At 71.3% G+C, this 14,945-nt stretch carries 17 protein-coding genes and 1 tRNA gene; 11 read left to right on the top strand and 7 right to left on the bottom strand.

Annotated features, from left to right (window positions below):
• Window positions 1-22: 22 nt before the first annotated feature.
• A complete protein-coding gene (locus AC6EUL_RS16900; RefSeq protein WP_056214436.1) occupies window positions 23-883 on the bottom strand; it encodes a phosphoribulokinase in 861 nt (286 codons plus the stop codon).
• 29 nt (window positions 884-912) lie between these two features.
• Window positions 913-1,974 carry a class 1 fructose-bisphosphatase gene (locus tag AC6EUL_RS16895; RefSeq protein ID WP_499871467.1) on the bottom strand — a complete coding sequence of 354 codons (1,062 nt, stop codon included), beginning with the start codon at window positions 1,972-1,974 and terminating at the stop codon, window positions 913-915.
• 307 nt (window positions 1,975-2,281) lie between these two features.
• On the opposite strand from AC6EUL_RS16895, the gene AC6EUL_RS16890 reads away from it, so the two are divergent.
• Entirely contained in the window at window positions 2,282-3,238 is a 957-nt protein-coding gene (locus tag AC6EUL_RS16890) for a LysR family transcriptional regulator (RefSeq protein ID WP_499871465.1), read from the top strand.
• Window positions 3,235-4,458: an NAD(P)/FAD-dependent oxidoreductase gene (locus AC6EUL_RS16885; RefSeq protein WP_499871463.1), complete on the top strand. Its 1,224-nt coding sequence runs from the start codon at window positions 3,235-3,237 to the stop codon at window positions 4,456-4,458. The genes AC6EUL_RS16890 and AC6EUL_RS16885 overlap by 4 nt, the downstream gene beginning before the upstream one ends.
• Here AC6EUL_RS16885 and AC6EUL_RS16880 read toward each other — a convergent pair.
• Window positions 4,455-4,793, bottom strand: coding sequence for a helix-turn-helix domain-containing protein (locus AC6EUL_RS16880; RefSeq protein WP_499871461.1), 339 nt, complete (start codon window positions 4,791-4,793; stop codon window positions 4,455-4,457). The two genes, AC6EUL_RS16885 and AC6EUL_RS16880, sit on opposite strands and share 4 nt — an antisense overlap.
• Before the next feature lie 285 nt (window positions 4,794-5,078).
• Here AC6EUL_RS16880 and AC6EUL_RS16875 point away from each other — a divergent pair, with 285 nt between their 5' ends.
• The 8 genes from AC6EUL_RS16875 to AC6EUL_RS16840 all read left to right on the top strand — a co-directional run bounded on the left by AC6EUL_RS16875 (window position 5,079) and on the right by AC6EUL_RS16840 (window position 9,825).
• A complete protein-coding gene (locus AC6EUL_RS16875; RefSeq protein WP_499871459.1) occupies window positions 5,079-5,588 on the top strand; it encodes an META domain-containing protein in 510 nt (169 codons plus the stop codon).
• Window positions 5,589-5,717: 129 nt separating this feature from the next.
• Window positions 5,718-5,891, top strand: coding sequence for a hypothetical protein (locus AC6EUL_RS16870; protein WP_156389704.1), 174 nt, complete (start codon window positions 5,718-5,720; stop codon window positions 5,889-5,891).
• A 255-nt stretch (window positions 5,892-6,146) separates the two neighbouring features.
• Window positions 6,147-7,124, top strand: a complete 978-nt coding sequence (cysK, locus tag AC6EUL_RS16865) for a cysteine synthase A (protein WP_056214417.1) — start codon at window positions 6,147-6,149, stop codon at window positions 7,122-7,124.
• Window positions 7,125-7,330: 206 nt separating this feature from the next.
• Window positions 7,331-8,599: a DUF2254 domain-containing protein gene (locus AC6EUL_RS16860; RefSeq protein ID WP_499871456.1), complete on the top strand. Its 1,269-nt coding sequence runs from the start codon at window positions 7,331-7,333 to the stop codon at window positions 8,597-8,599.
• Window positions 8,600-8,622: 23 nt separating this feature from the next.
• Window positions 8,623-8,859 carry a hypothetical protein gene (locus tag AC6EUL_RS16855; protein ID WP_499871454.1) on the top strand — a complete coding sequence of 79 codons (237 nt, stop codon included), beginning with the start codon at window positions 8,623-8,625 and terminating at the stop codon, window positions 8,857-8,859.
• A gap of 2 nt (window positions 8,860-8,861) precedes the next feature.
• On the top strand, window positions 8,862-9,125 hold the full coding sequence (locus tag AC6EUL_RS16850; RefSeq protein ID WP_056275174.1) for a hypothetical protein: 264 nt from the start codon (window positions 8,862-8,864) through the stop codon (window positions 9,123-9,125).
• Between the two features lie 4 nt (window positions 9,126-9,129).
• Complete coding sequence (locus AC6EUL_RS16845; protein WP_200917592.1) at window positions 9,130-9,288, top strand: hypothetical protein; 159 nt, start codon at window positions 9,130-9,132, stop codon at window positions 9,286-9,288.
• A 198-nt stretch (window positions 9,289-9,486) separates the two neighbouring features.
• On the top strand, window positions 9,487-9,825 hold the full coding sequence (locus tag AC6EUL_RS16840) for a hypothetical protein (protein ID WP_499871451.1): 339 nt from the start codon (window positions 9,487-9,489) through the stop codon (window positions 9,823-9,825).
• 10 nt (window positions 9,826-9,835) lie between these two features.
• Here the strand turns inward: AC6EUL_RS16840 and AC6EUL_RS16835 are convergent, their stop codons facing one another.
• Both AC6EUL_RS16835 and AC6EUL_RS16830 read right to left on the bottom strand, forming a co-directional pair.
• Window positions 9,836-10,066 carry a tautomerase family protein gene (locus tag AC6EUL_RS16835; protein ID WP_499871449.1) on the bottom strand — a complete coding sequence of 77 codons (231 nt, stop codon included), beginning with the start codon at window positions 10,064-10,066 and terminating at the stop codon, window positions 9,836-9,838.
• 162 nt (window positions 10,067-10,228) lie between these two features.
• Entirely contained in the window at window positions 10,229-11,356 is a 1,128-nt protein-coding gene (locus AC6EUL_RS16830) for an acyltransferase family protein (protein ID WP_499871448.1), read from the bottom strand.
• Between the two features lie 419 nt (window positions 11,357-11,775).
• Here AC6EUL_RS16830 and nhaA point away from each other — a divergent pair, with 419 nt between their 5' ends.
• Window positions 11,776-12,990, top strand: a complete 1,215-nt coding sequence (nhaA, locus tag AC6EUL_RS16825) for a Na+/H+ antiporter NhaA (protein ID WP_499871446.1) — start codon at window positions 11,776-11,778, stop codon at window positions 12,988-12,990.
• 275 nt (window positions 12,991-13,265) lie between these two features.
• On the opposite strand, the gene AC6EUL_RS16820 is transcribed toward nhaA, so the two are convergent.
• Both AC6EUL_RS16820 and AC6EUL_RS16815 read right to left on the bottom strand, forming a co-directional pair.
• Window positions 13,266-13,340 (bottom strand) — tRNA-Val (locus AC6EUL_RS16820).
• 32 nt (window positions 13,341-13,372) lie between these two features.
• Window positions 13,373-14,945, bottom strand: a 1,573-nt coding sequence (locus AC6EUL_RS16815; RefSeq protein ID WP_499871444.1) for an ABC transporter permease, incomplete at its 5' end; no start/stop codon positions are given.

Below are 14,945 nucleotides of genomic sequence, written 5' to 3'. Positions count from 1 at the left end.
CTCCGGAGCCTCGTGACCGCGCTCAGGCCATGCGGCGCTTGCGCTCGACGAGCTGCATGATGATCGGGGTCAGGATGAGCTGCATGGCAAGGTCGAGCTTGCCGCCCGGGATGACGATCGAATTGGCGCGGCTCATGAAGGAGCCCTGGATCATCGAGATCAGGTAGGAGAAGTCGATGCCCTTGGGGTCCTTGAAGCGGATCACCACCAGCGATTCGTCGGCCGTCGGGATCCAGCGGGCGATGAAGGGGTTCGAGGTGTCCACCGTCGGCACCCGCTGGAAGTTGATGTCGGTCCAGGTGAATTGCGGGCAGATGGTCTGCACGTAGTCGGGCATCCGCCGCAGGATCACGTCGGTGACGGCCTCGGTGGAATAGCCCCGGAACGAGCGGTCCCGGTGCAGCTTCTGGATCCACTCGAGATTGATCACCGGCACCACGCCGATCTTCAGGTCGGCGTAGCGGGCCATGTCGACGTTGTCGTCGACGACGCAGCCGTGCAGGCCCTCGTAGAACAGCAGGTCGGATCCCGGCGCGAACGCCTCCCAGTCCGTGAAGGTGCCGGGCTCGGTGCCGTAGAGCGCCGCGTCCGCCGCATCGTGGGCGTAGTGCCGGGTGCGGCCGCCTCCGGATTCGCCGTAGGTGCGGAAGACCTCCTCCAGCTCCGGCAGGAGATTGGCGCGCGGCGCGAAGTGGCTGAGGTTCGGCTCCGCGACCATCATGCGGCGCATGGTGTCGCGATCGTAGGCGTGAAACGCATCGCCCTCGATGTAGACCGCGCTCACGTCCTCGCGGCGGAAGATCTGCTCGAAGGTGTTGCGGACCGAGGTGGTCCCGGCCCCCGAGGAGCCGGTGACCGAGATGATGGGGTGACGCGCCGACATCTGTGTGCGTGCTGTCCCGTGCGGGCGCGCTAGCTGCGCATCAGGCCGCGCTGCCCGAACAGGGGCGAGCGACCGGCGGCGGCGTTGCGGCCATCGTAGTACTTGGCCACGCAGGCGACCTCGTCGAGGGAGCCGAAGATCAGCGGCACGCGCTCGTGGATGCCGGTGGCGCGGATGTCGAGAATCCGACGCTCGCCGTCGATGGCCCCGGCCCCCGCCTGCTCCATCAGCATGGCGATCGGGGCGGCCTCGTAGAGGAGGCGCAGGCGGCCCTGCGCGTAGCCCTTCCGGTTGTCGCCCGGATAGAGGAACACGCCGCCGCGCAGGAGCACGCGCTGGGCGTCCGCCACCAGCGAGCCGAGCCAGCGCATGTTGAAGTCCTTGTCCAGCGGGCCTTCGGAGCCGCGCAGGCAATCCTCGATATAGGCCTTCACCGGGCCGTCCCAGTTCCGGGCGTTCGAGGCGTTGATCGCGTATTCCTTGGCCGCGGCCACCACCTCGATGCGCGGATGCGTGAGGCGGAAGGTCCGCGTCGCCCGGTCCAGGGTGTAGATCTGGGTGCCGTGGCCGAGGGTGATCACCAGGGAGGTGGCGGGCCCGTAGGTGACGAAGCCGGCGGCGATCTGCTCGGAGCCCGGGGTGGTGAAGGCGGCGATCGAGTCCGCGGCACCGGCCACGACCGGGCGGATGCCGAAGATCGAGCCCACCGCCATGTTCACGCCGATGTTCGACGAGCCGTCGAGGGGATCGATCGCCACCGCGAGGGGGGCGCCGGAATTGAGCGGCATCATGCCCTCGGCCTCCTCGGAGGCCACCACCGCCACGGGGGCGCCGCGCAGGGCTTCCGTGAAGCGCTCGTGCGCGAGGACGTCGAGGGCCTTCTGGACGTCGCCGTCGCTGTTGTGGTCGCCGGTGGCGGCGAGGTCGGCACCGCCGAGCATGCCCCGGCCGATCACCTCGCTGACATCGACCGCCGCTTCGGCGCAGGCCGCGATCACGGCCGCCGCGTCGGCGAGCCGCCCATCGGCCGCCACGGTCTTCGCGAGGCAGTCCGCCAGGGTGGACCCGAACTCCAGAGACACCGTCGACATGAATGTCCGTCCTTCTTCCATTCCTGGCCGGGGGTCCGGCCGACTTGACTGCCCGGGTCGACTTGATTGCCCGAGCCGTCTCGGCTGCCGGCCGCCTTGCCGTCCCGGAGGTTCGGCCTGCCCGACCGTGACGTCTCAGGTCGGAGCGCCGCCCGGGATCGACCCGCCCTCGCATCCTGCCCTTGGCACGAGTGCCCCCGCGGGCACCAGTGCCCGCGGCGCATCCATGCCGCGCAGGCCCCTATGGTATCACCGAAAGAATTCTGAAAAAACTTGCGAGCGATTCCAAAAAAACTAGAAAAGCCTGATGCGCAACCTCTCTCTCAAACAGCTCCAGGCGGTCGCCGCCGTCGCCCGCCTCGGCACCATGACGCGCGCCGCCCAGGAGCTCAACGTCACTTCGGCCGCGCTCTACGCCCGCATCCGCCAATTGGAGGAGGAGGCGGGCCTCATGCTGTTCGACCGGACGCCCACCGGGCTGAAACCCACGGATGCGGGCCGCGAAATGCTCTGGGCGATCAACAGCATCAACACGGTGCTGGAGACCTGTGCCGACCGCCTGGAAACCCTGAAGGGCGGCAGCAGCGGTCGCGTGGCGATGGGCGTGGTCTCCACGGCCAAGTACTTCGCCCCGGGCGTGATCGCGGGCTTCATCGGGCTGCACCCGGCGGTGGAGATCAACCTCACGGTGGGAAACCGCGGCAACATGGTCGAGGCGCTGCGCAACTACGAGATCGATTTCGCCATCATGGGGCGTCCGCCCCGGGATTTCGCCATCGAGGCCGAGATCTTCGGCCCGCACCCCATCGTGATCATCGCCGGCCCGCATCACCCCCTCGTGGGCCGAACCGGGCTGACCCGGGCCGAACTCGCCCAGGAATCGTTCCTGGTCCGCGAGGAGGGCTCGGGCACGCGCACGGTGTTCGAGGAGTTCATGGCCGGGGTCATGATCAAGCGGGCGCGGCTCGGCATCGATTCCGGCTCGAACGAGACCATCAAGCAGGCGGTGATGGCGGGGCTCGGCATCGCCCTCATCTCCGCCCACACGGTGGCGGCCGAGCTCGAGAGCGGGCGCCTCGCGATCCTCGACGTCCAGGGCCTTCCGATCCGGCGCGACTGGTACGCGGTGCGCCGGGCCGACAAGGTGCTCGGGCCGGCGGCGGCGGCCTTCTGGGACTACATCGCCCAGGATGGCGGGCGCTGGCTGCCCCAGCTCCGGCTGTCGCCGAACCCCTCCCCCGTCACCGCGGAGTTCGAGGCATGAGCGCGGCCGGTGTCGTCATCGTCGGCGCCGGCCAGGCCGGCTTCCAGGTCGCGGCCTCCCTGCGCGAGGCGGGCTTCACCGATCCCGTCACGCTCCTGGGCGACGAGGGCCTGCCCTATCAGCGGCCGCCCCTGTCGAAGGCCTACCTCGCCGGCAAGACCGATGCGGTCGGCCTGTGCCTGCGACCCGCCGCCTACTTCGACGAGCACCGCATCGCGCGCCGATCCGGCGTGTCCGCCACGGCGATCGACCGGGCGGCCCGGCAGGTGCGCCTCAGCGACGGCGCCACCCTGGCCTACGATCACCTCGTCCTGGCCACCGGCGCGCGCAACCGGAGGCTGCCGGTGCCGGGCGCCGACCTGCCGGGGGTGCACCAGTTGCGCTCCCTGGCCGACGCCGATGCGCTGAAGGCCGCCCGCGGGGCCGCGCGCGCCATCGCCATCGTGGGCGCCGGTTTCATCGGGCTGGAATTCGCCGGCCTCTGCGCCGGATCCGGCCGCCCCGTGACGGTGATCGAGGCCGCGGACCGGCCCATGGCGCGGGCGGTCTCGGCCGAGACCGCCGGATTCTTCACGCAGGCGCACACCGCTGCCGGCGTCACCTTCGCGTTCGGGGCCGGGGTCCAGGCGCTGGAGGCCGAGGCGGGCCGCGTGGCCCGGGTCCGGCTCGCCGACGGATCGGCGATCGATGCCGATCTCGTCCTCGTCGGCATCGGCGTCGTCCCGAACCAGGACCTCGCCGAAGCGGCGGGCCTCGCCGTCGGCGACGGGATCCACGCCGACCCCTTCCTGGCGACCTCCGATCCGGCGATCTCGGCCCTGGGCGACTGCGCCCGCGTGCCGAGCCGCTTCGCGGACGGGCAGCCCGTGCGCATCGAATCGGTGCAGAACGCCTTGGATCAGGGCCGGTGCCTCGCCGCCCGGCTCACCGGACGCCCGGTCGCCTACGCGGCCGTGCCCTGGTTCTGGAGCGACCAGGGCCCGCACAAGCTGCAGATCGCCGGCCTGACCCGGCCCGACGATGCCAGCGTCGTCCGCCCCACCGAGGGCGGCCTGTCGGTGTTCCGCTTCCGCGACGGGCACTTGAGCGGCGTCGAGACCGTGGACCGGCCCGCCGACCACATGGCGGCCCGGCGCATCCTGGGCCTCGGCCTTCCGCTGACGCCGGAGGCGGCCGCCGATCCGGCCCGGGACCTCAAGGCGCTCGTCAAGGGCGCCTAACGGTCGTTCTCGGTGTTGAGGGCGTCCAGCCGCGTACCCTCGCCGCGTCCCTGCCCGCTGAGGCGGACCCCGTCCGACCCGCCCTCCTGGCTGAACACCACGCCATGGGTCATGAACGTGCTGCGCAGGGCCTCGACCTGGCCGGAGGGCTGCTCCCGGCCGCCCGATTCGAAGTCGCGCACGAAATCCGCTCCGAGCCCGAGCCGGCCCGCGAGGTCGGCCTCCGACCAGTTCAGAAGGGCGCGGGCCGCCCGCGACTGCGCCGGGGTGATGGTGTTCGGACCCGCGGCCTCGGGCTGCAATCCGCTTGGGGTTCCCTCGTCCGATCCCGTCACCGCATCAACTCCCTGCTCTATGCTCTGCCGGTCAACGGAAACCCGGCCGGTTCGTTCAACGCAAACCGGTCCGCCGGCCGGTTAACGGGGGATCGCGGCGGCGTCCCGTCGAATCCCACGCCCGCGGCCTTGACCATATTTGTGCTGGAATCTTATCCGATTGGCCGCAGGGCCCGTCCTGTTCCGAGCGGTTCCGTGCGCACCAGCCGCGCCGAGCGCCGAGACAGGCCGGCAGGGTTGCAACGTTCGACGCGACGCGAAGCGCGCTTGTGAGGGGGCCAGACGATGAGAGCGATCCGAATCGCCATGGTGGCCGGCGCCATCGCGGCCGGGGCCATGACGGGAGCCATAACCACGGCGGCGACCGCCCAGATGGGGAACAACGTCACGGGCTTCGGCCGCGAGGGCCGCGAGAAGCCCGAGAAGAAGCAGTACGTTCCGGCGGCCAAGCCCCAGGAAAAGATCTTCCCCCTCGATGCCACCTGGACGGCGGTGAGCCTGAACGGCAAGCCCTTCGGCGGCAACGACCGCCCGAGCTTCACCATCGACAAGCAGTACCGGGCCCGCGGCTACGGCGGCTGCAACACCTTCGCGGCCACCGCCTTCCCGCTCAAGGAGCAGCACCTCGCGGTCGGCCCGCTCGCCCTGACCAAGAAGCCCTGCGACAAGGGCCTCGGCGCCAGCGAGCAGGACTTCTTCATCGCCCTGCGCACCGCCGGGCAGTGGGACCTGGTCGGATCTCAGCTGGTGATCAAGAGCCAGAAGGGCGAGCTGCGCTTCGACCGCGCCCTCTGAGCCGTCCGACGGTTTTAAGCTTCCATTGACGACGATCCGCGGTCGCGGCCGCGGATTTACCCGCCCTTCAAGCCCCACCGTGCCTCCTGAGCCCGGCCGCCGAGCGTTTCGGCGGATGGGGAGAACGCGATGGGCACCAGGGTGGAATGGACCACCGGCAGCAACGGCCTCCGGCCCGGGCTGCGCGAGGAGACCCGCTACACCTGGCCCCAGGGGCTCCATGCGGGCGCCGCGATGATCGTCACCGCCAGCCCGGTCGTCGCCACGATGGTGATGCTCTGCGCCGCCCTGTTGACGCACTGATCCCGGCCGCGCGCCCGGCAGATCGCCGGACGAAGAAATAACTTCTCCATTTCTCGACCACCGCAGGTGAAGACTACTCCAAGTCGGCAGCTTCGTTGCCGACGGAGAAGGATTGTCTTTGATCTCGGGTCTTTGTCGATTGCCTCGACAGAAACGACACGATATCTCCCGGCCCTGAGTTCGTTCCAGGCGGGATCCGGCACGCCCTTGCGCCGGCCTCCGGGACGCAATCCGCACGCTGTTCAGGAGAGATCTATGGCCGAGTCCCAGAGCCCCGCCTCGCCCCGCACGCCGGGCCACGGCCACATCTTCGGCTCGATCACCGAGACCATCGGCAACACGCCCCTGGTCCGTCTCAACCGGATCACCAAGGAGCACGGGGTCGATGCCGAGATCCTGCTCAAGCTCGAGTTCTTCAACCCGATCGCGAGCGTGAAGGACCGCATCGGCGTCAACATGATCGACGCCCTCGAGGCCTCCGGCAAGCTGAAGCCGGGCGGCACGCTGGTGGAGCCGACCTCCGGCAACACCGGCATCGCCCTCGCCTTCGTGGCGGCCGCGCGCGGCTACCGCCTCATCCTGGTCATGCCCGAGACCATGTCGCTGGAGCGCCGCAAGATGCTGGCCTTCCTGGGCGCCGAGCTCGCCCTGACCCCCGGCCCGCAGGGCATGAAGGGCGCCATCGCCAAGGCCGAGGAACTCCTCAACGAGATCCCGGGCGCGATCATGCCCCAGCAGTTCTCGAACCCGGCCAACCCCGAGATCCACCGCAAGACGACGGCCGAGGAGATCTGGAACGACACCCAGGGCCATCTCGACGCCTTCGTGGCCGGCGTCGGCACGGGCGGCACCATCACGGGTGTCGGCTCGGTCCTGAAGCCGCGCCTGCCCGGCCTGAAGATCGTCGCCGTCGAGCCCACCGACTCGCCGGTCATCTCCGGCGGCCAGCCCGGGCCCCACAAGATCCAGGGCATCGGCGCCGGCTTCATCCCCGACAACCTCGACAAATCGATCATCGACGAGGTCATCACGGTCTCGAACCAGGAGGCCTTCGACACCGCGCGTCAGCTGTCGCGTCTCGAGGGCATTCCCGGCGGCATCTCCACCGGCGGCAACGTGGCCGCGGCCCTGAAGCTCGCCGCACGCCCCGATTTCCGCGGCAAGCGCATCGTCACCGTCGCCTGCTCCTTCGCCGAGCGGTACATCTCCTCGGCCCTGTTCGACGGCCTCTGATACGGGGTTCGCTCGATCGAAGCGGTGCCCGGATCGTCGAACCGGCGCGGCGCTTGATCGGAGCCCACATCCGCCATCCCGTGGGGAGCCAGCGGATTTGGGATCAGAACCGCACGGGCGCTCCGGGCCTCGCTCCCGGAGCGCCCGAAGGTCGCGTATCCGGCTCGCGAGCCCTGCCCCGCGAGGCTCGCCCGAGAGCCGCCGTCATGTCCACCGCCCTCTATGCCCTCCGCCGCTGGGGGCGGCGCCCCTTCATCCGCGTCGGCGCCTTCAGCGTCGGCGGCGTCGGGGCCGCCCTGGTCTCGGCCGTCCTGGCGCCGATGGTGCCGGCGGACCTCGGCGCCTCGATCGGTGCCGACGCCGTCGACCAGATCCTCTCCGTCCTGGCGACCAGCATGCTGCCGGTGGCGACGTTCTCGCTCTCCACCATCGTGCAGGCCTATGGCGGGGCCACCAACACCGTGACGCCCCGCGCCGTGACCCTGCTGATGCGCGACACCCGTGCGCAGACGGCCGTCGCGAGCTTCATCGGCGCCTTCGTCTACAGCGTCGTCGGCCTCATCGCCCTCAAGACCCATGTCTACGGCAGCCAGGGACGGGTGATCCTGTTCGGCCTGACCCTGCTGGTCCTCGTCAGCGTGGTGGTGACGCTGGTACGCTGGATCGACACCCTGTCGCATCTCGGCCGGGTCGGCGAGACCATCGGCGCCATCGAGGCCGCGGCCGGCGATGCCCTGGGGCGGCGCGCCGCGGCGCCCCATCTCGGCGGCCTGCCCTGGCAGCCGGCACCGCCCGGCGCGACCCGGATCGCCGCCGCAGCGACGGGCTACGTCCAGCAGGTCGATGCGGCCCGGCTCGACGCGCTGGCCGGGGCCCACGGCCTCACCCTCCACCTGGCGGCCCTGCCGGGCGCCTTCGTCCACCCCGGACGCCTCCTGGTGGCGGTCGATGGCGCCGTCGACGACGGCCTGCGGGACCGGATCACCGAGGCCTTCGTCGTCGGCGACCGGCGCAGCTTCGACGACGATCCGCGCTTCGGGCTCATCGTCCTCGCGGAGGTGGCCCAGCGCGCCCTGTCGCCGGCGGTCAACGATCCCGGGACGGCCGTCGCTGTCATCGGCACCCTGGTGCGCGTGCTCGGCCTCTGGGACGCGCGCCGCGCCGTCGCGCCCGAGGCGCGGGTCTATCCGCATCTGCGCGTGCCCGGCCTCGGCGCCGACGACCTTCTCGCGGATGCCTTCGACCCCATCGCCCGCGACGGCGCGTCGGACGTGACGATCGGCCTGCGGCTGCAGAAGGCCCTCGCCGCCCTCGCGGATCTCGGGAGTCCGGCCGTCCGGGCGGCCGCCCACGCGCAGGCCGACCTGGCCCTCCTGCGCGCCGAGGCGGCGCTGCCGCTCGAGGCCGACCGGGCCCGCCTTCGCGAGGCCCGTGCCGCCTGGAGCGAAGCAACCTCGGGGCTGGCGCCGGGTTGAGCCTGCAACAGCAGGAGGACATCATGACCGACGAGCCGCGCGCGGGCAGCGCGCCGAAGGAGATGGACGCCGACCGCCACGCCGGGACGCCGACGCAGGGCGCGCCCCCCGGATCCGAGCCTGCGGTGCAGGGCGGCGAGGCGCCCCCCGCGACCATGGAGGAGATCGGCGCGGCCGCGCGGAAGACCGAAACCTCGGGCGCGACCCGCGAGGCCATCGACCGCGCCACCGCGCCCAACGGCCAGGATGCGGGGGCGTAGGCATGCCGAACGATCACATCCCCATCGTGGGCACGCGCAAGCCCGATTCCGATGTCGGAAAGCCCGGCGACCCGGCCGTCGCCGGCGGCGGCCAGTCGGCCGATCAGGCCGCGATCACCCGGCAGGGCCCCGGCGGTCAGACGGATACGGCCCGCAACGCCGCCTGGGACGGCGCTCCGAAGGGGCGCAATCCCACGCCGGCCGGCGGTTCGTCCGACGGACAGTCCGACCGGCCCCGTTCCCCCCCTGCCACCCCCGAGGAGTGACGCGATGACAGGCTCCGACGACAAGGATCCGCCAAAGGACAAGCCGGCCAACACGGCGCCGGACGCGGTGATGGATCCCAACGAAAAGACCGACGGCAAGCCCGGAAAGGGTCCGAAGGGCGGTGCGCAGCCGGACGGCGAGACCGATCCTGGCGGCGGCTAGGACACGTCCCCCGGCCGGCGGGCCTGGGTCGGACGCTGCGCGAGCCTGAACCCGGCTCCTGGGTTCGGGCCTTCGTCGCCCGGCGCGGCGGAAATGCCGCCGTCGGAACTCAACGAACTGGTGAGAAACGCGCGGTATACAGGGCCTGACATGCGCGACGCGCGTCGAAGTCGCGCGATCCAGACAGGGAGATTGCGGGTGAGTGCCGCTCCAGCGTCATCGATCCGGGCCGGGGCGCCCCCCGACCGGCTGCCCGAGCTGTCGCGGCTGGCCGCCCTCTTCGCGCGGACCGTGCTCGACGCGCAGATCCAGGGCCGTCCCGTCCCGGACGACCAGATCCGCTTCCTGCTCGATGCGGCCCTGCTCTTGAACGAGTACGGCGCCGAGCTGCCCTCTCCCCTCGATCAGATCATGCAGGATGCCAGCGCGCCGAAGGCCTCCGAGCCGTCGGCCGACCAGCCGGCGCCGGACGCCCGGGACGACGATGCCGGCCGCCTCGCCTGGCTGCTGCGCCCGTTCCAGGGATCGAAAGGATGAGGGCCGGGGCTCAGGGCAGGGTGTAGCCCGGCTTCTTGAACACGGTCTCGGGCCGGCCGACGATCTCGGGGCGGTAGACCTGCGCCTCCCAATCCGCCTGGGCCACGTCCTCGATCGACACCGAGATCGCCCGCTCGGCGGTTCCGGCACTGGCCATCAGGGCGGCCGCGATGGCCTCGGCCATCTCCGTCTTCTCGGCGTCGGTCTTGCCCGGGTACATCTTCACGGTCACGTGCGGCATGGCGATTCGGTCCTGACGGCGGCTGGACGGACGGGAGACCGCCCGTCGCGGGGTCCATGCCAGGACGGGGGCACCCCAGCAAGCCCGATAAGCCCGTCCCGATGGCGCGCGAGCCGCCGATCCCGGGGCAGAGGGCCTCGCCGCGTCGCCCCGGCGGCGGGCTCAGATCTCGGAGCGTCCGACCAGCGGAGCGACCGGGGAGCGCGCGTCCCGCCCTGCGTCGGAGGTCGACAGGAGGTGGCGACGGATGACGTGGCGGCCCAGCGCGATGGCGGGCGCTTCGATCCAGCGATAGACCAGCGCCGCGACCGCGACGGTCGCGAGTGCCGTCGTGGCCGCGAACAGGTGGATCGGGACGACCGGCGCGTACCCGGCCAGCGCATGCTCGAGCACCCCTTGGACCACCGGCCCGAACAGGTAGATCGAGTAACTGATGGCGCCCAGGTAGGTGAACAGCCGCCCCTCGATGCGCAGCGTCAGGGACAGCAGGGCGAACAGCGCCATCGCGGCCCAGTAGGTGACGAGGTACTTCACCCAGTTCTCGTGAAAGCCCATGTCGCGCCCGTAGGCCAGCACGGACGCCAGCGGGATCGCACAGACGAGGGCGCCGGTGACCACGGCGAGCGCGGTGCCCCAGCCCGGCCGGCGCTCGAGGACGTGGTAGCGCAGGCACAGTCCCCAGAACATCACCGCCAGGGACAGGGGCACGGCCACCGGGAATTTCCGCTCGAGGACGAAGCGCAGGGCGGCGAGGCCGAGGGCGGCCGCGATCAGGGCCAGGGCCGACAGCACGACGCCGACGGCATCGTCGAGACGCCCGAGGACGAAGAGCCCGACGCAGAGGCCGTAGAAGATCAGCTCGATCTGCAGGGTCCAGTACAGGGCGATGATGTTCTCCACGCCGAGAAACTGCTGGAGCATCGTGATGTTGGCGGGCACGAGCACGGCGGGGATGTCACGGCCCGGCCACACGAACAGGACCAGCAGCCCGCAGGGGATCGAGAGCCAGTAGGCGGGGTAGAGGCGGAAGAACCGCGACACGGCGAAGGCGAGGATCGGCCGGTCTCCCGCCTTGAACAGCGAGAAGGGCACCACGAAGCCCGACACCGCGAAGAACAGCGTCACGGCGATCTTCCCGACATCGATGTACTCGGTCAGCCCGGACAGGACGAGGCGCTCGAGGGGAAACGGACCGAGCTGCGTCTTCAACCCGAACTCGACGGTATGGGCGTAGATGACCGCCAGGGCGGCCAGACCACGGATCGAGTCGATGCTGTGCAGGCGGCGCATGGCGACAGTCGGTGTTGCGCCCCGATCATCGAGGGCCCTGCAGGGATTGCAGGTGGCGTCCGTTTCGACAAGGTCCTTCGCGCCCCTTGGTAAACGCACGGCGCGTCTTGGCGGGGTCCTGCGTCCGGGAGAGATTGCGGACGACCCACGCTTTCTCTGAACGCAACTGTCTTCGGGGACCCAGCACAGGACAAGCGCCAGGGATGAATACGTGCATTCCAAGTCTCCCGGAGCTCAAGGACCCGGGAGACAGAGCCGAGGAGGCCTTGAGCGATGGGGCGTGGCCGAGGGCCGTTCGGGGGATCCGGCATGCTCGCGCCCCACGAGCCTCGGCGCAGGGGGACGGGGGCGCCGAGGCGTTCATCGCTTCACCGGCGGCCGCGGTTGTGTCCCGGCCCAGGTGTCGTAAGGAAAGGACCATGCAAGCTCCTGCCCCGCTCCGCCGGCCGTTCTCGGCCTTCCGGTCGATGCTCACCTCCGAGGCGGGCGGCGGCCTCGTCCTGATGGCGAGCGCGGTGCTCGCCCTCGTGGTGGCGAATTCGCCCCTGGCAGAGCGCTACTTCGCGGTCCTGCAGACCAAGGTCGGGGGCTTGAGCGTCCTGCACTGGATCAACGACGCCCTGATGGCGCTGTTCTTCCTGCTCGTCGGTCTGGAGATCAAGGGCGAAATGCTGGATGGGCGCCTGCGGACCTGGCCGGACCGGATCCTGCCCGGCCTCGCCGCCCTCGGCGGCATGGCGGCGCCGGCCCTGGTCTACGTGGCGGTGAACCGGCACTCGCCGGAGACCCTCCGCGGCTGGGCGATTCCCGCCGCCACCGACATCGCCTTCGCCCTCGGCATCCTGGCCCTGCTCGGCTCCCGGGTGCCGGTCTCGCTCAAGGTGTTCCTCACCGCCCTGGCGATCCTCGACGACCTCGGCGCGGTGCTCATCATCGCGCTGTTCTACACCGCCGACCTGTCTCTGCCGATGCTGGGCGGGGCGGCCGCGACCCTGGCGGTGCTCTACGGCCTGAACCGGGCCGGCATCAGCCGCCTCGCGCCCTACCTCGTCCTCGGCGCGGTGCTGTGGGTCTTCGTCCTGAAATCCGGGGTGCACGCCACGGTGGCGGGCGTGCTCCTGGCCCTGACGATCCCCCTGCGGCTCAGCATCGGCCGGCCGGACGATCCGACCTCGCCCCTGCACCGGCTGGAACACGCGCTCCATCCCTGGTCGGCCTACCTGATCCTGCCGATCTTCGGCTTCGCCAATGCGGGCGTGTCGCTGGCGGGCTTCACGCCCGCGATGCTGCTCGACCCCGTGACCCTCGGGGTCGCCCTCGGTCTGGTCGTCGGCAAGCAGCTCGGCGTGTTCGGCTTCGTCCTCGCGGCGGTGAAGCTCGGGCTCGCCCAGCGGCCGGCGGGGGCCGGATGGATGCAGGTCTACGGGGTCTCGCTCCTCTGCGGCATCGGCTTCACCATGAGCCTGTTCATCGGCCTCCTGGCCTTCGCCGACGCGCCGGACCTCGAGGCCGAGACCAAGGTCGGCGTGCTGGCCGGATCGATCGTCTGCATGGCGGCCGGCGCCCTCGTCCTGCTGGTCGCGCCCCGCCGCCGGGTCGGAGCTCCGAAGACCCGATCCGTCGAGGTCGCCTGAGACGCCCCGAGCGCTCCCGGATCCCGCACCCGAGCGCCGCAAGGCGCGCGGAAAGCGTCGGCCCCCGTCCCGGTCGTCGCCCCTGGGGGCGGCCTGAGGAAGAGGGGAGCCAGCCATGCCCATCCTCGTCGCCGCAGGCGTCCCGAACATGGTCCAGGCGGGGGCGAGCCCCCCGTCGCGGGCGTGTCCTGGACCGGCGGCGCCATGGGCGGCCTCGGACTCGTGTCAGTGTTTGGGATTGGGTCGTCGAAGCAGCGGAGAGGCTTCGAGGGAAATGGTGGGCGCGACAGGGATCGAACCTGTGACCCTTCGCGTGTGAAGCGAATGCTCTCCCGCTGAGCTACGCACCCGGACCGAGGGCCTTCTAGGGCGAGGGGCGCGGCTACGTCAAGCGCTGATCGGCAGGTTCTGCGTCGACTTCGCGGCGCGGGGTCCCGAGGCGGAGCAGGATCACCACCGGCACGAGCCCGACGGCGACGATGAGGAGGGCCGCCACCGTACCGTCCTCGTAGGTGCCGCGCGCGGCCTCGCCGTAGAGATGGGTCGCCAGGGTCTCGACGTTGAGGGGCCGCAGCAGCAGGGTCGCGGGCAGTTCCTTGACGCAGTCTACGAAGACCAAGAGCGCGCCGCTGAGCACCGCCGGCCAGGCCAAGGGCAGTTGGACCCGCCACAGGGTCGCGCCCGGCCCGCGCCCCAGCATCCGCCCGGCATCGGGCAGGCTGCGGGGCACGCGGGCCAGCCCGGCCTCGCAGGTGCCGATGCTGACCGCGAGGAAGCGGACGAGATAGGCGGTGACGAGGGCCCCGCCGGTGCCGAGGCCGATCAGCGCCGGGGCGACGCCGAAGAGCCGCGTCGTCCCCGCCGACAGAGTGGCGTCGGCCCAGGCCAGGGGCCCGAGGAGACCGATGGCCAGGATCGCGCCGGGGAGCGCGTAGCCGAGGCTCGCCACCCGGATCAGCGCCTCGCCCCAGCGCCGGGCAACGAGGCGCGGCCCCGCCGCCACCACGAAGCCCAGGGCGGCGGCGATCACGGTCGCGGCGCCCGCATACAGCAGGGTGTGGCCGATCTCCGCCAGGATCGTCTCCGGCAGCCCGCTGCGCCACACCCGACGCAGGGCGGCCTGCACGAGGTAGGTCGCGGGAATCGCGAAGCCGACGGCCACGGGCACGAGGCCGAGGGCCAGGGCGGACGCGGCGCGCAGGCCCCTCAGCCGCTGCCGGGCGAGGCGGCGCGGGCGCTGGGCGCCGCTCGAGAAGCCGCGCCCGGCCCGGGCCCAGCGCTCCAGGGCCACCAGGGCGACGACGGCCACCAGCATGACGAGGGCGATCTGGGCCGCACCGGCGAGATCCGAGCGGTTCACCCAGGTGGCGTAGACCTGGACCGTCAGGGTGCGCACCCCGAGGAATTCCGCTGCGCCGATGTCGTTCAGGGCCTCCATCAGGGCGAGGCTCGCGCCCAGGGCGATGGCCGGCCGCGCCATCGGCAGGGCGACCCGCAGGAAGGTGGCGGAGGGCCGACGCCCGAGCATCCGCGCCGCCTCGATGAGGTTGGCGGCCTGCATCAGGAACAGGGCCCGGGTCGGCAGGTAGACGTAGGGGTAGAGCACGAAGCCGAGGAGCAGGATGCAGCCGGGCAGCGAGCGGATCTCCGGCAGCACGAAATCGCGCGGGCGGGCATAACCGAGGAGGTCGCGCAGGGTGGTCTGCACCGGGCCGATCGGGTGCATCAGGTCGAGATACGCGAAGGCGACGATGTAGGTCGGCACCGCCATCGGCAGGAGCAGCCCGGCCTCCAGCAGGCGCCGGCCGGGGAAGTCGTAGGCCGCCACGAGCCAGGCGGAGCCCGCCCCCAGCACCACCACCAGCACGCCCACCCCGGCGAGCAGCAGGGCGGTGTCGCGCAGGGCCTGGGGCAGCACGTGGGCGACGAGGTGGGGCCAGAGCGCGGCGCCGCCC

It is taken from the genome of Methylobacterium sp. 001424705 (assembly GCF_059816145.1).
This window is presented reverse-complemented; position numbering and strand designations above follow the sequence as displayed.